Origin of the sequence: Butyricimonas muris, assembly GCF_046365375.1 — a bacterium.
Classification (GTDB): domain Bacteria; phylum Bacteroidota; class Bacteroidia; order Bacteroidales; family Marinifilaceae; genus Butyricimonas; species Butyricimonas muris.
In genome coordinates, this window is sequence record NZ_JBKEIT010000016.1 from 73,443 (window position 1) to 95,504 (window position 22,062).

Here is a 22,062-nt window from a genome sequence, read left to right on the forward strand (position 1 = left end):
AAAATCATAAATAAAATCACTCCCTTCTAATCTCTATCTTTTCCTTCTTTCCGTCCCGCAACACAATAATATAAGCAGTATCCTCCACGATAGCATTCATCAAGTCATCAATCACCGGCTGACTCATCGGGAATCCCGTGATATCCGTACCGTTAATATCGATCACTTGCTCACCCAAAGTCACCACATCTTTCATGCTATCCCATATCGTGGTAATCTCGAAACGCTCGTTAGCGGGCAAAATACCCACGTTCCATGTTTTAGGCGCACCGCCCATATCCGAAGCTCCTGAATCGAAAGGGAAAAAATACAAGCGATTCCGCATATAATCAATCACCACTTTCCCGTATTTCAACAAATCAACCCCAACAAGGGTAGAGTTACGTTCTGAAATCACGCTCCCGACATTCGTGAATTTCTTCCCTAAAACAATCATTTCTTTCACGTTGACTTTCTCTATCTCCACCGGGTCGCACAATCCTTCCAATCCTATTCCATTAATTCCGCAACCTCGTGCCACTCTTTCCCCATTTCCATTCTCCTCAATCTCTTTAAAAACAGCAGCATTCAACAACAAGAAGCCATCCGCACCCGTGTCAAACAACACTTCTTTTTCTACTCCCCCCAACTCCATTTTCACGATAGAGTGGTGAGTCGTCCCTCCATACATTTCCACCCCATCCGTGATTTTCAAACGCTCGGGACGATACGGGTAATTGATCACCATAATTTGCTCCCTCGCATCAAACGTCACCACCGACTGGGCAAACGCATCTCCTCCAAGGATTCCGGCTACCCCCAACGCCTGAAACAATCCGCCCACGGGGAAAACCATGGTTTTCATCTTTGACAACTTATAATTCGGGCTCAACTGCACATCTTTCACTTCCGCCACCTGATACAATTGTTTCATCCCGTTCAAATCGGAAATAGGATTCGAGGCTCCCGTGGCAACACCTTCCATCTTCTGCACGTTCTCCCAATCCGTTCCGGTCTGCCCTCCCGTGTCCACGATATATTTCACTGCCACCCCGTTCACCGTCACCGGAATAATGATCTTATTCTGCACGAACTCGTAATGTATCGTGTCACACACCCGTTTCGTCGATTGTGCCCATGTAGTCATCCCCAACAGACACATCCCGACTATTATCGCCAATTTCCTCATAATCATAAATCGTAAATCATAAATAGCAAATCCCCTCATTCTTTTTGATACACTATCACCTTCTCCCCCTCCTTCGTGAGAATTGTCAATTTCGTCTTTTTCTTCGCTTTCAATTCCGGTATTCCCATGATAATACTCTCGCAAAAATCATATTTCCCCGTGGGTTTGCCATTTATCTTTAGCACTTTATCACCGGGTTCTACCACTCCTTCCATAGCCGTCCATACCGTGGCAACCACTAAATCTCCATCCTTCACTTGCAAATTCACGTTATAATGCTTACTTGCCATGTCAAACTCTTGCTCGTAAGGCTCAAAATACCAGCGTTTACGAGAATAATCAATCGTTACCTTACCGTATTCCAACAACTTCACCCCCAACAACGTGTAAGGCGGCGTTGAAGTCTCCGCCGTCACATTCTTGAATTTAGTCGCTCCCACCGACAAAAGCGGCAACTCCACTCGATACGCAACCTTTGACTCTGTCATCCCCCCGACACCTATAGAGCCTCCCCCGACTCCTTTACTCTTCACCTCAAAAGCACTTTTAGCACTCAGCTCCTCGTAGTCCGTGTCCTTCAAGGACAAAAAACTAGGACACCCCGTGTCAAATAAGGCAACCAAACTATTTCCCGCCCCGGCTTGCAACGTGATAATCGGCATATATCCTTTCCCCGAAAACGGAAGCATTTTACGCAAAGAAACGGTCGATGCTTTCTCGGCAGAAGTTACCGTTATCGTTTTAGTTTTACCATCAATCTCGACAATCAGATTCTTAAGCAAATCACTCCCAATCAATCCGTCCGCATGGAAGCATTCGAAAGGAGAAGGTGTTGATAACTTCATTGCCGGAACTCCGGAGAAATTAATTCGCTCATCCGGGGTCAACAGGCTAGACACTAGCACCCGGGGAAGTCCCACCTCTTTTCCGTTTACATCCGTCACCTTCACCGAATCCACCACCGGAATATTCAACTCTTCACAAAGCTCCCCGGTCAAAGCCATCTGTCCCCCCGTATCGAATATAAACGAACGCACCTTGCCATTCACACTCATATCCACAATCATCTTTCCCCCCACCATCCGGTACGGTATCACGCTTTTGACTTGTTGTGCCGAAAGCGGCACAACAATCAAACACAACAACAATCCGAGAATAATCTTAATTCCTATTCTCATAACTCATTATTTAGACACCTTATCAGCAGCCACTACTGCCTGATAAGCATTAATAATCCCACCGGAAAGGCACAAATCTCCAAACAAGAATAAATCTTGTGTATGTTGCCCATTCACGACAATAGCCTTTTCAACCTCTGCGTCTTTTCTGGATGTTACGGACTCTAACAAGATATTTCGAATCTGCGTTCCGGTCAACTCCGGGTAATACGCTTTCATCAAAGCAGCGACCCCCACCGTGGTTGCGGCAGCAAACCCGATAGCGTTTCCAGTTTGATAAGTATCTCCCGTGTAGGTAGAATAAATATCTCTACCCGGGGCAAACAAATCCACCTCTTTGGCTCCATAATTCGAATTCATGGACGGATTCCCCGCTTTATCAGAAGAAGCAACTATCATCAAATTCGTCAATTCCTTTTTACCCGTCATCCAACGATTCGGGAAATAAGTTTCCTCTGCCAAATCCTGCGCCGCATCCCACACTTGAGAAACAACGAAAACACCTTTACTCTCCGCGTATTCCAAAGCATCACAAACCCATTTTTTCTGTTCCTCAGGGTAAAGCGTGTTCTGAACCGGCAACATGATAACATCAGCGTTGTGGTCCACGGCATAACGAATGGCCAACGCGATATCTTTCAAATAAGGTTCTCCCTCTGCCATAACTCGCAACGCCATAATCTCAGCCTCATCCATAATACCGTTTCCCCCCAAACCATTATCTCTCTTCCCAGCAACAATACCGGCAACCATAGTACCGAGCGCAGCATCTGTCGTCAACAATACATTATTCCCGTATTTATTATCATTTATATCCAGATAATTATCTCCTATGATCTCAGCACGCCCATCCGACCCGAAACGTTCAACTTTCTCCCTGTATTCTTTTCCAGACAATTCAATCTGGGCACCACTTTTTATCCCTTTATAAACATCTTCCCATTTATCTGACTGATAAACACTAAAAGCATTAGCACACATCATAAACGCCACTTCAGACAAAGAATCGCGAGGTGCTTTCGGGTCATAACAAATCCCGAATTCTTCTTGGGTCAACTCTTTTCCCGGAAAACGCTCTTTCATCATCCGGTCAAACTTAGCAGCATAATCCCTTATCAAATAAGTCAATTGCCACCCGGCATAACTACCTGCCATCGGAGATTCCGGTAACACCTTATTACGGAAATAATTATATTCTTCTATATTTTCCGGGGCAGCCACCTTCGTCATCTTCTCATTAATAATCTTGTAATAATCCTTCCCGTCGAATATATAATCAGCATACTTATCTTTCAACCGTAAAAACTCCCGGTCACCTTCCCGCATCGTACTCTCCATCACTTGACCGTCTTTACCGCCCAAGAAATTCCAACCATTGATATCCCCTACCAGACCGTTTTTATCGTTATCCTTTCCATTAGCCTTTTCTTTCGGGTTAAACCAAATCGCCTGCTTCAAATCTTCATGTTCCACATCCATTCCCGTCCCAATCAAAGCAACCACCGGTCTTTTTTTAATCTTTTTCCCTTTCAAAAAATCGTACGCCTTGTTTATTTCCGCACCGTACACCCCGTCCTTTTCAAACGAACAATTATACCAATCCAGATCAGCCTGCTTCTTTTCACCCTGATCATTCTGTTTCACCAACTGTGCATCAGCAACACTGATACATGCACTTGCCATTAATAACAGAAAATACTTTTTCATCTCTTACAGTTTTACTTTTTTACAATACAATATCAATACGACTCGTTCTCACCAATCGTTAATCCAAAATCAAAACCTCTAATCGTAAATCTAAAATCTAAAATTTAAAATCGTAAATCACAAATCTAAAATTACCACCCCCTTCTGGCCTTCAGAATCTCCTCTTTCACCCGCTCTCCCCTCAAATCCTTTGCCAGCAAACGTCCTTCCTTGTCAATCAAAACAATGAACGGAATACTATAAAAACCATACGCCCGTTGAATCGTGTTCGGCTTGTTACCTATAACAAAACCTTCTTCATCCCACAACGTCACCCAAGGCAATTTCTCCTCTTCCAATGCCTTTCTCCAATTCTTCTCTTTCGAGTCCAACGATATACTGATAAATTCCAAATCATCCCCCTTCAACTCGTTGTATATCGGTACCAATTTCTTCATCTCCCCACGACACGGTCCGCACCATGAAGCCCAAAAATCCACGAGAACAAACTTTCCGCAAAAATCACTCAACCTCACCTTTTTCCCGTTAGCATCCTGAAATGTGAAATCGTACGCCGGGGCACCTATCGAATAATGATACAAACTATCCGCCCGATGCTTCAACCACTTCCCGGAAGCCGTTTCCAACACTCTCCCCGCCATACAGTCCAACAACAACTTATTCGGCTCATAAGTTGACATATCCGCAATATACGCCAAGGCACTATACATATTCCCCTCCAACTTCCCCTTCACACCCATATCTATCGTCTTATCTTGCGCGAACTTCTCCCTCGGCAACCACTTCAACAATTCATAATACTTGTCAATCCCCGTGAAATCCAACGAACTATTCCCCACGTTCTGACAATCGTAAAATCCTTTTATCGTCACCTCGGTATTCGTCAAATAAATCGGCTGACTTGTTTCCCCGAAACAAATCAGGTAAACATCCGGCACGATCTCGCAAGCTGGTAGAGAAAATGGAACATTATTTTCTATCGTAGTCTTTTGCAATACTTTTCCTTCGATATTCTCCAACCTCATTTCCACTGGTTTCAACACCCGAACCTTTCCGGATATCTCCAATTTACTTTGTGCCGATAACGCATAAATATTTACAAACAACAGCAATAATACCCCGATACTACTATATGTGATTTTCATATCATCCTATTTACGAGAGTGTGGCTTAACACACTCTCATTTAATTTTTAACGCTCAACATCATTTCCTATAGCCTGGATATCAAACTTATATCTATCCTTAAAGAAATTCGTCATAATCGTGTATTTTTCACGAATCTTATTATTCACATCTACTGCTGGATTCAATACTCCTCCTTCTGCCTCTAAGTCCTCTATTGAGTTTTCTATAGCTAACTTTATATAGTCAAACCAATCTTTATCCACACTATTCCGGTTATTATAATCTAATATACCCTCTGCATAAATATCACCTTCAGCCATATCGTTCGTATAAGTGGATATCAGAAAAAAATCTTGAGGTCTTTCCAAAGCGCTTGAAATAACTTCAAAATAAGTAGTACATAAGTCAACTTTAAATTGATTCCGTTCTTCTGCCGTCATTGCAAGAATTTTAGCGCTTCCCCAACTAATTGCAATATGATAATAACCGGAATACACATTCAAAAAAGTACGCTCTTCTGGTGTCGGATCATATCCCAAACCCACTGGTACCTGTTCTATCGTAGAACATAACAATATCTTTTGCGGTAATAAATGCATTAATTCATCTGATAAATAATCAAATAATTTATTATACAATAACTGTAATTGTTCTCCTACATATTGTTCATCTGCAGCAGGCGCATAATATTTAGAAACATTTGATTCTATATCTTGTGCCGTATCTTTTGACACATCATATGCGGCATTCCATGCAGGCGACCAACCGAAATCTTTAGCTGTAAATTTATACAATATCAAAGAAGTATATTGTTTATAAAATTCAACAATATCATCATCATAATCATGATCTCCTTGAGGTAATGTATATTTACCATAAATCAATTCAGGTTCTGGCGTAGGCGTCAATTCCCCTTCATCCCAACAACTTGCCAACAAGCAACATCCTAAAAATAACCATAACATATTTTTCATAACTTCCCAATTTATTCGTTCAACATTACTATCGTGGATTTTGTATTAAAGCAGGATTCTTCTCCAAAACTTTCCTAGGAATTGGTAATACATAACTATTACTTCCTTTTTCCAATCGATATTCTCTCGGCTGTCCCTGAGTAAGAGTAAGTTCATGAACTATTTCCGGCATCCCACAACGTCTTAAATCAAACCAACGATGATCCTCAAATACTAACTCTTTACGACGTTCCTCCAAACAGAATTCCAACAAATTTTCTACATCTGTAACTTCTTCATAAGGTTGTCGATACCTATGCTCCCTTAAATAATTCAAATCTTTCAAAGCACTAGCTCGCAATTCTTCATTTCCATTTTCCATAAATAACCTTATATTTGCCTCTGCACGATTCAAATAAGATTCTGCAACACGCATTCCTCGGAAAGAATTCGAAGAACTATTAGGATCAGCCTTTTCCCCACGCAAAAATAATTTAGTAACCATGGGTATAAGACTCACCGCATATGTTTTACCAAATAAATAAGGTCTTAAGTCATCTTCATTATATAATGTTAAAAGTTTATTAGACGTCGTAAAAATAGGATTCGGATCTATTGACATAAATGGTTCTGGAAAAAATTGTTCATCAGTTCTAGTATCCCCGTATCCCCATATTAATTCCGGACTACTATAATTGTATACACCTCCATTAGCCTTATCTACAGCATAAGTTCCTCCTCCTAATATGAAGGGCTCAAAACGAACATGATCTGATAAAAACTGAAGTAACTGTGGATTTCTTTCAATCACAACAGAAGCATAATCTGCAGCTTTTGTCCATTCCTCTTTATAAAGATACAATCGAGATAACAAATTATAAGCGAATAATGGAGTTACTTTATACTTTACATTATTTCGCCCATATTTATCTAATAAGCCTACAGCTTCTAACAAATCTTCTTCAATCTGTCCGTACACCTTTGCAAGACTTTCTCTTGCAGGAAATTCGTCTTTTACGGCAGAACTCAATATTAAAGGTACTCCCAAGGCTGAATTTAGATCTATTCCATCTTTATTATAAGGTTCTGCATAAGTATTTACCAACAGAAAATAATAATATGCCCTCAGAGCCAAGGCCTGTCCTTTTTGGTTCAATTTACTTTCTTCAGTCCCCGTAACTTTATCTAACATATCTAACACAACATTGCAACCCTTTATTTTCGAGTACAAAAACTCCCAAGTATTTACATTTCGTACACCAGCTTCTTCTAACCGATCAAACATATCATAACTCCAAGTAAACACAAAAGCTCCTTGTTGTAATGAAGTCGTCATGCTTTCATCACTGCTATAATTACTTTGAACATTATCTGTCAACAACTCCAAATAAGGAAACAATACATCATTTCGCAAATACCCTTCTCCTAGTAACAATTGTTCCAAATCATCTACAGTACTAGGACGAACTTCATCTTGACTAGTTTCTTCCAAGAAATCACCACATCCAATCATTCCTATTCCAAGAATACTAATCATCAAATAATAAAAAAAACTTTTCATATTGTCTATCATTATAAACTAATATTAATACCTAACGAAACTGTACGAGATATGGGTTGCGAACCAGTTGCAACCTCCGGATCCATTCCCTTGAATTCTTTACTAACAATCATAAAAGGATTACTTAAAGATGCACTAAAGGACAAATTCTTCAAATACATTTTCTTCACCCATTTTTCAGGAAGTGTATAATTCAATGCCAACCCATTGCAACGTAAAAATGAAGCATTTACCACACGTGCATCAGAATAATTATACATTCGCGGTGTATACCCCGAAGAGTTATTAGGAAGCTTGTAATACGAAGCATCTTTTGAAGGTAATGACGGAATATTTGTAAACTTCTCATCCCCGGGCTTTCTCCATCTTTTTACCATCTCTTTTGGTAAATTACTATAAGCGCTTGCGATTGACTGTATGGCTGTATCATCAAATACATGATACAAGAATTTTTTCCCACCAAGTTGTACATTAAACGAAGTAGACAATGACAAACTCTTATATCGGAAAGACATAGAGATCCCTCCGGAAAAATCGGGTTCCATTGTTCCCATGTATTTCATAAAAGTCGTCGCATCCAATAATCCATCCGGATTTTCTTCCAAAGAAGGAATATCAAATTCCGCGGAACCGGTTTCCGGATTTAAACCTTTAAATTCAAATGCCCAAAAAGAAGATACAGCATATCCCTCCTTGTTTAAAGTTCCGCTAGCAGCCGCTTCCCACCCGGCATTTTCATTCATAGAAGATTTAACTTTATTGAAATTCTTAGATGTATTTATAGATACATTCCATGCAAAATTATCTGTACGAATAGGTGTAAAACCGGCTGATATCTCCAATCCTCGATTTACCATATTTCCCCCATTTATAGGCATTGAAACTACTCCATAAGCATAAGGAACTTCTTTTTCTACAATCATATCCTCTGTTTTTTTGTAGTAATACTCGATAGTCCAAGTAACCTTGTTCTGGAATAATCCAAAATCTGTACCCAAATTTATTGTCTTCGTTTTTTCCCAACGTAAATTTCCGTATGGTAAAGATTTTATAAACATCATATACTCGCCCGTCCGATTTTGATCTATCGTTTCATTTCCTCCCCCCATTCGAGCAATCAAATCCGGACCATAATTTTCTGCCACATTTCCTTGCCAACCGTAACTAATTCTAAAATTCAAATCACTAATTACATTTTGATTCTGCATCCATGGTTCATAATGTACATTCCAACGTCCTCCAAGCGACCATACCGGCAGAAAGCGATTACGAGTATCCTGCCCAAATCGGTTAGAAGCATCTGAACGTATACTAGCCGTTAACACATATCTTTCATTAAATCCATAAGTAAAACTCCCAAAATATCCCACATAATTTGACTTACGATCTGTTACAACGGTACTATATTTATCTAGTAAATCATTCCGTACATCTTTTCCTGTATTATCCTTAATAATTGTCGGGGGCAATGATACAGATTTTCCTCGTCCCGGAAAATATCCATAGACAGTAGAAGCAACTCCATCATATTTATTACTACGACACTCCTGCCCCACCATTAAACTAAAACGATGTTTTTCAGCAAGGACATAATTATATGACAATACATTCCTCCATGTATAATTAAAGTTTCGATCTTCCGTGGTATTCAATTCTCCACCATGAGGTAATTTTGACCTTTGATATAGCTCATCCGCAGGACGCATTGTACCAAATTCATATCCTCGCTTTTTGGAGATATAATAACTTTGCTCATCCGCAAACGATTCTCCGACTACATTAGACGTGCTTAATCCAAAAGTACTTTCAAATTGTAATCCTTTCAAGATATCCCAACGAAAACTAGCAGAAACTCCCATGCTACGTTGAGTATTCTTATTCCCCGTCATAGAAATTTCGTGCAAAATATTATACAAATAACCATCATCTTGTCGATAAAAAAACTTTTCTCCATTTTCGTCGAAACAAGGTATAGCTCTACTTGTTTTTGATGCATACCCATAAGGATCTACTTGATAATATCCTTTCGTTTCTTCTGTTGAACCATTTACTTTCAAACTTACATTGACTTTCTCTCCAAATTTCGCATTTAAACCAACAGAAGCCCCGTATGTCGTTGACTCATTTCCAATAGAAGTACCTTTATTATCAGTAACGCTAATAGAACCGTAGTAACTAATTTTATCCGTTCCTCCAGATAAACTCAAACTATGATTCATACTCACACTATTACGAAACAATATATCAAACCAATCCGTATTCGTCGCTTCCAATCGTTTCACCTCATCATTGAATGCATCATAAGAAATCTCTTTTGCCAAATAACGTTTCAACACACCTTCATACCCTATATTTTCCAAATCCCGATCACCAACCAATCCTCTTTGATAAGCCTCTCTGGACACCTCTATCCTTTCTTTAGAGTTCATTAAATTCATTTTCTTATAAGTCAAACGAGGGGTAATTGAAAAATTCCCACTATAGTTAACAGACATACTCCCGGCTTTACCCCGTTTAGTTTGAATCAATATTACCCCGTTAGCTGCTTTCACACCATACATCACCGTTGCCGAAGCATCTTTCAACACTGTAATATCTTCAATATCATTAGGATTTAACCAAGAAATTGCATTCCCGACAAAATCTTTTATCATATCAAACCCTCCTCCTAAGGCATCAAAATCACGAGAAGAGAAAGGCAATGGATCCTCTTGGATAATCCCATCTACAACCCACACAGGTTCTTGATTTCCTAACAACGTGGAAGTTCCCCGCACGCGTACTTTCTGCCGTTTCCCGACCAAACCACTCGTGTTCATAACCAACATTCCCGGTAATTTCCCTTGTAACATTTGTTCTATAGAATTTGTTCCGTTATAAAACAAATCTTCTCTCTTCACTGTATTTGTAGAGCCCACCATATCAGATTTACGGATCCGCTGATACCCGGTAACAATCACCTCATCCATTGCCTTCGAGTCCTCCTCCATCAATACCATCATCATCTTCTGACCGGTATACTTCACTTCCTGCGTTTTCATCCCTAAAAAGGAAAAAATCAGCACAGGAGAATCCATCTCCGGGATAGTTATGGTAAACTCTCCCGCCATATTCGTGATCACTCCGGTAGTAGTACCTTTCAGTATGACAGTCGCCCCGGCAACACCTGTACTGTCTGCCATAAACGCACGCCCCTTAATCGTGATCATTTTCTTTTCATCTTTAGCCTGCGCTACAGTGATTACAACCACCTTGTCATCAATCTTGAAAGACAACCCGAGCGGTTTTAATAAATCCTCCAACAACAGGCTAAAATCTTTATTCGTGGCTTCCACGTTCACTTTTCCACACTTGCCTACCAAATCCAACTTGTACAGGAACGTGTAATCCGTCATCTTCTCCAAGTTGGAAAAGACCTCCTGCACCGTAGCGTCTTTCATGTTTAAAGACACCCTTGTCTGCGAAAAGCTGTTTGCCGAGAGGTGCAAAGACCCGATCAGCAATAAAATCATCAAGATTCTCATACACAAAAAGAATTTAGTTTTCCTGTATTGCCATATTATTGGCAACAAGTCCCAATTTTTTTTCATAGATTTGTATCACATTTAAATTAAACATTTATTCTACTCGTTGCCCAACGAGTGAGTAATCGCAAACGGGATTGCCCAATCCCGTTTGTTATTTGTCATAAACCATTAAAACTCTTCCTTTTAAGTCAAACCGAACCTCTCCCGAGATTTCGAACTTCCTCAACACGTCTTCGATAGAAGAATACATCGGCAATTTACCACTGTACACCACGCTTCTCGCTCCCTGATTCACGTAAAACACCTCCACGTCATACCACCTCGACACGATACGCAGGATTTCCTCTAAAGGCAGATCCTTAAACAAGAAGAAACCATCCTTCCAAGCAATAAATTCAGCCACGTCTACCGGGTTAACACTCAATGTTCCAACGCCCTTGTTATAGTAAGCCTGTTCGCCCGGAACGATCACTTTGTCCGGTTGCCCATCGCAAACAATAGCAACACTACCCTCTACCAACGTCGTGTATACACCCGGCTCGTCAACGTAAGACTTCACGTTAAAAGATGTGCCCAACACCTTTACCGCCATCTCGTTTACCTGCACTATGAAAGGTTTATTCTCATTTCTGGCCACTTCAAAATAAGCCTCACCTTTCAAAATTACCTGCCGTTTTTCTTTACTAAAACGAGAGGGGAACTCCAACTCCGTCCCCGAATTCAAATATACCTTCGTTCCATCTGCCAGAATTAATGAATAAGTACCACCATAAGGAACTAATATCTTATTCCTCCCTACCTCGGGAACATTATCGCCCACGGTATCGACCTGCTCTTCAACCCGAAGAGTACCGTCACTGTTTTCAAAAGCCACGTTAGCCCTATCATTACGAATCGTCGAGGTCAATGTATCCAACACAAATCTAGCCCCAGAAGCCATTTCAAAAGTAACCTTCGCTTTCCCGGGTTCCACTCTTGCCACAACAGGTACGCTCGCTGCCTTCTCCGGAACACGATTCAACAAAAACAAGGCTGTTATTCCGGCAACAACCACGACAGAAGCCGCTGCCACCCACGGTATAAATAAACGCCGTCCTTTTCCACGCTTCCAATTTATTTCTGTCAACGCTTTTTCCGTGTCAAAAGTCCGGATTACCCTCAACTCCTCCCCGATACGTTCCTTATCCCCCAACTCCCGCACCAATTCATCCAATCCCTCCATTTCCTCTAGCACATTCTCCATCTCTTCCCTCTCTCGTCCTGAAAGTTCCCCCCGGCTATGCCGTAATAATTCCTTTGCAAACTTAAATGGATTCTTCATCTCTTTCTTCAAATTTGCCCTAATACAAATAACTCGAAAAAAAGGATTACGCAAAACTCATTTTTTTTCTTGAAAAAGTAATCTTTTTTTATAAACAACTATTTTTCAAGAAAATAACCCAAGAAAAAAAATCTATATATTCAAAAAAAACAACAATACCGGATACAACCCTTTCAATTTCTCCCGCAATTGAATCTTTGCCTTATTCTTCTGGGATTTTACCGTGTTCACGCTGATAGACAATTGCTCGGCGACTTCCTCGTTACTAAAACCATCCACGTATGCCAACTTGAAAACACGTCCACACTCGTTCGGTAATTCATTAACAGCAGCCATAATTTCCCTATAGACCTCTGCTCGAACGACATGGACAAAAAAATCATTTTCATCTTGAGGACTATTTTTTGCTATATTATTCAAGATTTCAGACCGAATTCCCGAGAGTTTTATTTGATTCAAACAGGCATTCCGAACCGCTTTATAAAGGTAATGTTTCAAGTGTTCCTCATTATCAAAGCTTTCTGTTGCATCAAGCAATTTAATAAAAACTTCTTGTACAACATCTTCCGCCTCTTCTTGCCCCTTTAAATAATTATACGCGAAATAACAAAGTGTTTGATAATAAACACGAAAGCATTTATCAAACACCTCTTTTTGACGTATATTTATTTTCTTATCACCCAACATTATATATAAATAAACGATCGTTTAAAAACACCCATAAAATTAGTGTATTATGAATGCATTATTATATTTCAAAAAATGTAATTACTTAGATATAAGAATTATACACATTCCTCCCATCTTAGGGGCAACACAATTAATAAACGATCCTTTATTCATATCTTGCAACACAAAGATATTATATTTTTCCGAAGACCTATTACTCTCGTGATTATCAATTTCTACACATTTGACCTTACGACCTTGTGAACTTTCAGACTTTATAGACGAGAGGGTGTGTTGAAACACACCCTCAAAAATCCTCTTTCTTGTTCGTTATTCCTTTTCCAGTAACTTTTCGATCTTCTTGATTAACTCATTAAAAGACTTCTCCGAGTAACCGATTTCGATAGCCACAATCTTTCCCTTCTTGTCAACAAGAAAACTGCGCGGGATTGATGCCGTGGCAAACTTCTCGAAAATCTTACGTTCCGGATCTAATCCCATGGGAAAAGTATACCCGTTCTTCTCCCGGAATTTAGCTACCTGTTCCTTCGTTTCCTCCCGTGAAATCGCTAAAAACACGAAATCCTTCCCTTTAAACTTGTCTATAATTTCTTTCTGAACCCGCTTCAACTCTTCCTGACAAGGCGGACACCAAGTCGCCCAAAAATTAATCAACACGATCTTCCCTTTCAAATCCTTGATATCGATTTTCTTCCCGTCAAACATCTCAACCACGAACTCCGGAACATCATCCCCTACTTTCACCAACGTCTCTTTTGCTTGTGCTTTCAATCCCGTCAAACTCCCCAACGTCAGCAAGTAAACTGCTAATAGTAGAATTTTTTTCATAAGCATCCCTTTTTGATTTCATACAAAGATAACATTTTTTTCTGAAATAGCAGGCGGGGGGTGTTTTGACACCCCCCGCCTGCTATTCGATTCAATTTATACCTAGTTAATCAACTGATTCAATTTCTTCGCTTTCTCCAGCAACATCTGGTTAGATGACTGCTCGGCAACAGAAGTCGCGATTTGGGCATATTTCTTGGCCACATCACCGAATCCGCATTTGTTAGAAATCAGCACATAATTATAAAGCGCGTCAAAATCTTTTTTGGATTCTACGGTCTTGCCTGCCCACAATTGGATAACCTTCAAACGGGAAACGTCATTCATGATCTCCAACGCACCATCGGTGATCTCCTTGATCATTTTCCGGTTTTCCGGGAAATAACGGAACAACTTACGAGCCTTGTAGAAATAGTCCTCAGACTTCCGTTCCGCGCGCAACTGCTTGATGTAAAAATAATCCGAAACCACGTCGTAATGCTCGTACCCCGTATTTCTCAGGAAATCCAAGTACTTGTTATACTCCGTCCGGTTCGAGTTATAATACCGCTCCAAGTGTCCCACGAACACGTTATCCAATTTCTGGAACACATCGTCTTTAGAAAAACGCTGTATGAACTTGGATTGATTGTTAAACACGTATTTAATTTGTGGTGCATTCACGTCATCCACAAAATCACGGATAATCGACCAGTTATAATCTTTCAGATAATCAGCTTCCTGCTGCGTCTGAAAATACTTGTTCACGACATCACCACTAGGTTTGCCTTGACTCTTCAACTCCTTCAACAACTTGATGGTGGTCTGTGGGTCCGCAGGATTCGCTTCGAACCTCTTCACTAAATTATCCAATGAATCCATCTCCTTCTCGTGAGCTTCCACTCCAACAAGATTGAATAATAATACTCCTACGATTAATACAATTTTCAACATACTGCTTGATACATTAATTTCAACTTACACCCTTATAACACCTAAAAGAGCAAAAAGGGTGACTCAAAACTCGATTTTAACTTAATATTTAACATGAATTAATTATTTTACTTACAAAACGAAACCAAACACCCCTCTTAAATAAAAATCTATAACTTTCAGACCAATTTTCATTTATTTAGAGAAAATGGTAACGTAAACACTGTTAAATACGTAAATTAAAACAGCGAAGTTCCGCCTTTTTACACTAATTTTGTTCTTATATATATTGACTGTTTTATTTTAGAAAAAATCACTTCATAACCCACCAAAACATTAGTTATCAATCTAATAATCATTGCATATTTTTGATAAAATCCGCATAGAAAGCTCTACCGATCGGAAGTGTAATATCAGCATTATAGAGAGTCAGAGCTGTACGTGTATAAGACGCAACACGATACAACGGCACAATAAAAGATTTATGAATGCGCACGAACTTTTCAGGTAACAACTCCTGCAAATTTTTTAAACTCATCTGCGAGAGCACCGGACGCACGTGTAATAAATGGATACGAATATAATTGTCCATAGCCTCGATATAAATAATATCCGCAAGTCGTATTTTCATATTCTTGTATTCGACCTTAATAATAATCTCCTCATCAGTCAATACAGGATCTAGAGAGAGTTCCCGAAGCGTTCGCAACTGTTGTGCTTTCTCAAACGCTTGACAAAAACGACCGAATGAAAATGGTTTGTGCAGAAAATCTACGGCATTAAGGTCAAACCCGTCAACAGCATATTGCGCGTACGCCGTCGTAAAAACCAAAAAAGTGCCTTGGGGTATTTCCCGTGCCAATTCAACACCACTGACCTCCCCCATTCGTATATCCAAAAACAGCAAATCAGGCTTAAGGCGTTTCACTTCTTGCATCCCGACAACTGGATCAGAATAAGTTTTCAAATCCACTTCACCGATTCGCTGGCAATATTGACGCAGAACACTCAAGGCAACCGGTTCATCATCTATAGCAATACATTTCATCTCGATTCACAGATTTAGAATAAGTGTCACATGATAATTGTCCGCTTGCTCCTTTATTTCCAATTGATGTTTGCCCGGATAAAGCAAATCCAACCTTTTGCGGCAATTGGCAATACCATAACCGCTCTTTTCTTTTTCCGGATACACGATAACCGGATTTTGTGTTGTAAAACACAAAAGATTACCGTCTATCGTGGTGGTTATGTATATATCACTGTCCTTATGAGAAGAAACTCCATATTTAAAGACATTTTCCACGAAAGTAATCAAAATCATCGGGGCTATCATGGTATCGGGATTCTCATTCCGGCTTTCAAGCGAAAAATGTACACGAGTATGCTCGTTCACTCGATTCTTCTGCAATTCAATATACTGACGGATGTAGTCAATCTCAGCCCGAAGAGGAACTTTATCCTTCTCGGCATTTACATACATATATTTTGTCATATCCATGAATTGTATAAACGCCGTTTCCGCCCTTCCGGAATCGGTCAACATCAGCCCGTAAAGCGTGTTAAGGGTATTGAACAGGAAATGCGGGTTAATCTGAACCTTATAAAGAGCCAATTCGGCTTTTTTCTTTTCATACTCAGCAGCTTGTCGCTCCATGATTTGCCTGTACAGTTCCGCGAGAACCCCTACTGCAAAACTGAATGCCACAACAACAACATACAGAAACCACACTGCCCGTTGGTGGAGTATCATTTCCACACGAGGCTGCAAATCGACGGTTTCAGGCAAATGGCGAGCCCTGCGGAGAATCGGTTGCGATATTTCAAACCGGTAGCATGAAATCAAATACGTGATCAACACGGAGCCAACGATAATTGCCAAGGCACTGATCAGATATCTTCGCTCCCGGAACATCCATGGTATCACATAACGTCGACTTATGAGATAGACGACATACAACCACCCCACGAATAGAAAGACAAATGGTGCGTTATTATTCAGCCACCGGTTTACCGGCAACAGCCAGATCATAAAAGGAAGCAAGACAAAGCAAAATACCAAGTCTATATACAAAGGCAAACGCCTGTTTGTTTGTATCATACTTTTTTCTTCTTGATTTGTGCAAAGATACGAAGTCCGGATGACTTACAAAAACAAAAATTTGCTGTTTGTCCACACTTTCGTGTTGTTCACCACCACATTGAACCATACTTATTTTTCGTATATGATGAAAATTTACTTTTACACGTGAAAACCAATTAAAACTATAGAAATATGAAAAAGTTAATGTTAATTCTCATGTCATTGCTCTTCATCGGAGCATCTCAAGTTGCAAACGCATCGGATAAATCCGCAACAGCAAAAAACACAATGGCTAATTCCATCGCAAGACCACACAGGCACCACTGGCATAGATATTACCGTCCGTACAATGTGGTGACCGTTGTTTCCAAACCGGCCGTAACCATCCATGTCAACAACCATCTCAACCAAAAAGAACGCTTCAAGATGGCTATGGCATATCTGAAGAATCACGACCATCTTACCGTGAAGAAATATGCAAAAATGACGGGATTGTCAAAAATGGCCGCGGAAGCGGAACTTGACGCTTTTGTCGCGGACAAGGACAAGTCGGTTATAGCTGTCGTAAGAGGAAAAAAGAAAGTATATATAATGAAAAAAAGAACATGAGGCTTGTATTTAGGAAAACATTTATGCGAATGGGAAATATCCGTCCATAATCCTATCTGCAAATTATAGCGAAATAATAAAAACAATGAAATATGAAAAATAAAATCCTTTATTGTCTTATGACATGGCTCGTTCTTGCTTCATGTTCGGATAGAGATGAAGAGACAGGAGATACAGTATCCTCCGGCGGGCAAAAAACGGAAACGAGTCAGACAGATCTGTCCGCGGTCCTCGTTGATGGACTTTACGCCAACTGGAAAGCAGGTGATATGATAATGTTAGTTCACGACGGGCAAACAATTACCGTGGAAGCACGGGAATCCGGTAGCATATCAAGACTTTCCAGCTCTGTCGAAGGCTCTTTCACGGATGACAACCCTTTGTATGGCATTTTTTCAACAGACGGAATGGTATCTTCTGATTACGAAAGTATAACTGTAACCGTTCCTGCCATTCAAACGGACGGCGGCAACGGATATGATGCAAAGACCGCAGTGGCAGTAGCCCGTACTGTCTCTAATTCTCTGAATTTTCATACTGTTTGTGGGGGAATAAAGCTTAACTTCCAAATGCCAGGCGTGACAAAGGTCGAGTTGGAAAGTGTTGATGGCTATACTCTCTCCGGCGCAGCCAATATAAAATGGGATAATCAGGGAGTACCTATCGTCGATGAAATAGAAAACGCCAATTACATTCTGGTTTTCAGTGCTTCAGATGAATCCGGCTTCACTCCCGGCAAAGACTACTACATTTCCACCTTACCTTGCGACCTCTACGGAGGATACCGGCTTTCCATCTACAAAGACGGGCTAGTCGCTCATTATTTCGGTGTGCATCAAACGGTGGAACGAGCCGATTATATAACTCCGAACGACTTTATGGAAAGCGGATTGGAGTTTGACACCCCGGATGCACCGCTTGTGGAAGAAGAACGTCCGGAATTGGATGCCACCACAACCGCTCTTCTCCGCCGATATCAGCAAAACCAGACGGAAGAAAACAAACTGGCGTTGTTGGATCAAATGGGTATTCGTTATGATAAAGTCGTGGCACGAAAGAAAGCCAAACTCCGCGAACTGGAGAGGGAGGCTTTGACTCCCGGCTTGATAGAGGAAATGCAGGAGATTGTGGATGAGATGGTAGAAAACCGAGACATCCGGTTAGAACAGCAGTTTCTTCGACTCATTGACCCCCGAACTGATGATGACCCGAATGACGTTTGGATGGTGCTGCGCGGCGCAGACGCACCAAATGCCTACATAGGTTATGCGCCAGTGACAAATGCCGAATACGCTTCTTTCAAAGACAATGTAGACTATGACACAGGAGAGGAAAACTACCCGGTAGTAAATGTTACGATTGCAGAAGCCATGGCTTATTGTGACTGGCTTACGGCACAGGACGACACGCACATATACCGTCTTCCAACCGATGAGGAGTGGATTCTCGGTGCCGGCCATATGCCCAAGGATGTTACCATGAACTCTGACCATACAGAATCAGGACTGACAGCCGTGGACGCTTATAGCCAGACAACAGGAGCTTGCGGAGGCATTGACTTCTGGGGAAACTGTTGGGAATGGACTTTAACAACAGACGTTAACGGTTCATATATTGTCAAAGGCGGTAGTTGGGACTCTGAGCGTGACGATTGTCGTAGTGAGAAATCAGATGTAGTGAGAAATGGTTTACATGGCTATGCCAATGTCGGTTTTCGGGTGGTAAGAACTGACAAAAATTAATCCTTAAAGCAATATTCAAAGATGAAAAAGTTACTTCTAACAATGGTTGTTGCCATCGTGACGGTCACTGCAGTGTCGGCACAAGAGAATGGTAAAGAGAATATAGTGGTGGTTTCGACCATTCAAACAGACAAAAACGGCGGATACGATGGAGATTCCACGATTCGCTGCGGCATCAAGTTCAATATCCGACTTTCGGGTGTGACAAAAGTAGAGATAGAAAGTGTTGATGGCAATCCTTTGGCAGGTACAGCGAGTATCAAAAAGGACATTCAGGGGAAACCGATGGTGGATAGCATAGAAAATGCGAGTACTATTATTGCGTTCAACACTTCCGACAAGTCAGGCTTTACGCCCGGAAAGGATTATTACATCTCCACCTTGCCTTGTGACCTCTATGGAGGATATCGATTATCCATCTACCGCGATGGACTTGTGGCACATTATTTCGGGGTGCATCAGACGGTGGAGCCGGGGACATTTATAAGCCCCGATGATCTGTTGGAAAACGAGTTGAAATTCGACAAGCCCGGTACTCCGCTTGTCGAGGAGGGACGCCCCAAGATGGATTCCAAGACACACAATCTTTTCATTCAATATCAAAGAAAACCAACGGATGCCAACAGACAAGCGTTGCTGGAGCAAATGGGCATTCGCTACGACAAGGTGGTAGCAAGAAAGAAAAACAAACTCCGCGAACTGGAGCGTGAGGCAAGAATTTACAGCATCGTAGAACATATGCAGGGCATCGTGAATGAGATGGTTCAAAACCGCGACATCCGGGTTCAACAACAATTCCTCCGGTTCATCGACCCCCGAAAGGACGAGAACCTGAAGGATGCCTGGATGGTGCTGCGCGGCGCATCCGCTCCGAACGCCTATATCGGCTATGCGCCTGTCACCAATGCCGAATATGCCGCCTTCAAAACGGGCTTTGCCTATGACAGAGGAAAAGAAAACTATCCGGTTGTGAATATTACAATCGACGATGCCAAAGCCTATTGTGACTGGCTCACGGCGCATGACGAAAAACACATCTACCGTCTGCCAAGTGAAGAAGAGTGGATTCTAGGAGCCGGGCACATGCCCAAGGATGTCGCCATGAACTCCGACCATATAGAATCCGGATTGACAGCGGTGGACGCTTACAATCAGTCGACTGGTGCTTGCGGAGGCGTTGACTTCTGGGGTAATTGCTGGGAGTGGACTTCAACAACCGATACAAACGGACTGCATATCGTCAAAGGCGGCAGTTGGGACTCTAAACGTGACAATTGCCGCAGCGAGAAATCTGATGACGTGAGAAATGGCACACAAGGCTACATCAATGTCGGTTTCAGAGTCGTAAGAACTGATAGTCATTAGTATAGACAGACGCCTCCTTATTCTCTAACTGGACACACGAAACCACTTGTATCGAGAGCTATACCACGCTCCATCTATGACAAATATCAATACCTACAGCGAATGATTTTGAAGTCATTCGCTGTATCATTGTTCATCTGTCTTTCCGAAAATTCCAGATTGCCCAACCATTAAATACAACAATAAAAATACATAAGACACCTATTTGGGGTAACGTATGTCTTAACTCACTGCCATAAGCAAAAAAACGATGCATTACTTCTACATAATAGCGCAACGGATTAATATCCGCTATCACTCTTGCCCATGTTGGCATACTGTCTATTGGTGTCCATATCCCACACATCAAACAAATAATCAGCAAGAAGAAGAAACAAAGTAACATCACTTGCTGCTGATTCTGACAAACCGTGGAAATCAGCACTCCGAGACCAACCATCGACACCACGAAAAAAAATGAAACAAAATAAATACTCCAATAACTACTCTGCGGCACGATTCCGTACATCATCCACACGATAAACAATCCAAGCGTTAAAATTGCCATCCCGATCACCCATGAGGGAATAATTTTTGAAAATATAAAAGTACTCCGCTTCACCGGGCTCACGTTCATTTGCTCTATCGTACTATTTTCTTTTTCTGTCACGATATTTAATGCCGCCACCACCGTTCCGATAATACACACCAAAATCGCCAATATCGAAGGTATCTGAAACAGACTGGATTTCCCGTCCGGATTATAACGATGATTCACAGTCAAATTAATTCGCTCAAATACAGGTATAGCCATCTCCTCTTTCACCTGTTTTAACATCTCTGTCCCCGATTCCATCCGGAATCCCGGTTGTACCCCGCTCCCTAACGCATACTCTTCCACATACAGTTTCAATATTTGTAAAAAATAAAACGAAGACACCCCTGCCGTCACACCGTTCACGGCATCAATTTCCAACATGAGCGGAACTTTTCGCCCCTCCACAATACCCTTCTCGAATCCTTTCGGTATTTCTAGAACACCTGATACCTTATTCTTTGCCAAAAAAAACAATCCATCCGTGTAAGTATCCACGTATCTCCCGACCTGGAATTGGTTCGAACTCGTCAACTTCCGCAGAAAATTAGCAGAAGTACCCGTGCGGTCATGATCCACTACACTTAAATAAGTAGTAGAAGATTTCACTCGGATTGCTGGAGGAAGGATAAACAACAAAATTGTTGTGATCAAAAACAGAATCAGCAATATCGTTTTATCCCTGAATATCTGGATAAACTCCTTCTGTAACAAAAA

At 41.1% G+C, this 22,062-nt stretch carries 17 protein-coding genes; 3 read left to right on the forward strand and 14 right to left on the reverse strand.

All coding sequences use genetic code 11. From position 1 onward, the window contains the following. Nucleotides 1–16 precede the first annotated feature (16 nt). From ACK8P8_RS21125 to ACK8P8_RS21185, 13 genes are all read right to left on the reverse strand, one after another. Nucleotides 17–1,168 carry a pepsin/retropepsin-like aspartic protease family protein gene (locus ACK8P8_RS21125; protein WP_410026308.1) on the reverse strand — a complete coding sequence of 384 codons (1,152 nt, stop codon included), beginning with the start codon at nucleotides 1,166–1,168 and terminating at the stop codon, nucleotides 17–19. A gap of 35 nt (nucleotides 1,169–1,203) precedes the next feature. Further along, nucleotides 1,204–2,346: a hypothetical protein gene (locus ACK8P8_RS21130; protein WP_410026301.1), complete on the reverse strand. Its 1,143-nt coding sequence runs from the start codon at nucleotides 2,344–2,346 to the stop codon at nucleotides 1,204–1,206. Between the two features lie 6 nt (nucleotides 2,347–2,352). After that, complete coding sequence (locus tag ACK8P8_RS21135; protein ID WP_369861101.1) at nucleotides 2,353–4,053, reverse strand: S8 family serine peptidase; 1,701 nt, start codon at nucleotides 4,051–4,053, stop codon at nucleotides 2,353–2,355. A gap of 131 nt (nucleotides 4,054–4,184) precedes the next feature. Beyond that, complete coding sequence (locus ACK8P8_RS21140) at nucleotides 4,185–5,198, reverse strand: peroxiredoxin family protein (protein ID WP_369861100.1); 1,014 nt, start codon at nucleotides 5,196–5,198, stop codon at nucleotides 4,185–4,187. Between the two features lie 47 nt (nucleotides 5,199–5,245). After that, nucleotides 5,246–6,154 carry a hypothetical protein gene (locus tag ACK8P8_RS21145; RefSeq protein ID WP_369861099.1) on the reverse strand — a complete coding sequence of 303 codons (909 nt, stop codon included), beginning with the start codon at nucleotides 6,152–6,154 and terminating at the stop codon, nucleotides 5,246–5,248. A gap of 28 nt (nucleotides 6,155–6,182) precedes the next feature. Continuing rightward, nucleotides 6,183–7,706 (reverse strand): RagB/SusD family nutrient uptake outer membrane protein, encoded by a 1,524-nt coding sequence (locus tag ACK8P8_RS21150; RefSeq protein ID WP_369861098.1) that lies wholly within the window; start codon nucleotides 7,704–7,706, stop codon nucleotides 6,183–6,185. Beyond that, complete coding sequence (locus ACK8P8_RS21155; protein ID WP_410026302.1) at nucleotides 7,706–11,218, reverse strand: SusC/RagA family TonB-linked outer membrane protein; 3,513 nt, start codon at nucleotides 11,216–11,218, stop codon at nucleotides 7,706–7,708. The genes ACK8P8_RS21150 and ACK8P8_RS21155 overlap by 1 nt, the downstream gene beginning before the upstream one ends. 154 nt (nucleotides 11,219–11,372) lie before the next feature. Further along, nucleotides 11,373–12,542: a FecR family protein gene (locus ACK8P8_RS21160; RefSeq protein WP_369861095.1), complete on the reverse strand. Its 1,170-nt coding sequence runs from the start codon at nucleotides 12,540–12,542 to the stop codon at nucleotides 11,373–11,375. Nucleotides 12,543–12,674: 132 nt separating this feature from the next. After that, nucleotides 12,675–13,229 (reverse strand): RNA polymerase sigma factor, encoded by a 555-nt coding sequence (locus ACK8P8_RS21165; protein WP_369861093.1) that lies wholly within the window; start codon nucleotides 13,227–13,229, stop codon nucleotides 12,675–12,677. Between the two features lie 312 nt (nucleotides 13,230–13,541). Then, entirely contained in the window at nucleotides 13,542–14,066 is a 525-nt protein-coding gene (locus tag ACK8P8_RS21170; protein WP_227215335.1) for a TlpA family protein disulfide reductase, read from the reverse strand. 96 nt (nucleotides 14,067–14,162) lie between these two features. After that, nucleotides 14,163–14,993, reverse strand: a complete 831-nt coding sequence (locus tag ACK8P8_RS21175; protein WP_099290318.1) for a hypothetical protein — start codon at nucleotides 14,991–14,993, stop codon at nucleotides 14,163–14,165. A 334-nt stretch (nucleotides 14,994–15,327) separates the two neighbouring features. Further along, nucleotides 15,328–16,020 carry a LytR/AlgR family response regulator transcription factor gene (locus tag ACK8P8_RS21180; RefSeq protein WP_369861092.1) on the reverse strand — a complete coding sequence of 231 codons (693 nt, stop codon included), beginning with the start codon at nucleotides 16,018–16,020 and terminating at the stop codon, nucleotides 15,328–15,330. Between the two features lie 6 nt (nucleotides 16,021–16,026). Continuing rightward, a complete protein-coding gene (locus ACK8P8_RS21185; RefSeq protein ID WP_369861091.1) occupies nucleotides 16,027–17,073 on the reverse strand; it encodes a sensor histidine kinase in 1,047 nt (348 codons plus the stop codon). A 174-nt stretch (nucleotides 17,074–17,247) separates the two neighbouring features. On the opposite strand from ACK8P8_RS21185, the gene ACK8P8_RS21190 reads away from it, so the two are divergent. The 3 genes from ACK8P8_RS21190 (at nucleotide 17,248) to ACK8P8_RS21200 (ending at nucleotide 20,771) form a co-directional block, all read left to right on the forward strand. Next, nucleotides 17,248–17,664, forward strand: a complete 417-nt coding sequence (locus ACK8P8_RS21190; protein WP_369861090.1) for a hypothetical protein — start codon at nucleotides 17,248–17,250, stop codon at nucleotides 17,662–17,664. Between the two features lie 269 nt (nucleotides 17,665–17,933). After that, complete coding sequence (locus ACK8P8_RS21195) at nucleotides 17,934–19,406, forward strand: formylglycine-generating enzyme family protein (RefSeq protein WP_410026303.1); 1,473 nt, start codon at nucleotides 17,934–17,936, stop codon at nucleotides 19,404–19,406. Nucleotides 19,407–19,427: 21 nt separating this feature from the next. Next, complete coding sequence (locus ACK8P8_RS21200; RefSeq protein WP_369861088.1) at nucleotides 19,428–20,771, forward strand: formylglycine-generating enzyme family protein; 1,344 nt, start codon at nucleotides 19,428–19,430, stop codon at nucleotides 20,769–20,771. Between the two features lie 133 nt (nucleotides 20,772–20,904). Here ACK8P8_RS21200 and ACK8P8_RS21205 read toward each other — a convergent pair. Continuing rightward, the coding region (locus tag ACK8P8_RS21205; protein WP_410026304.1) for an ABC transporter permease at nucleotides 20,905–22,062 on the reverse strand (1,158 nt) is incomplete at its 5' end.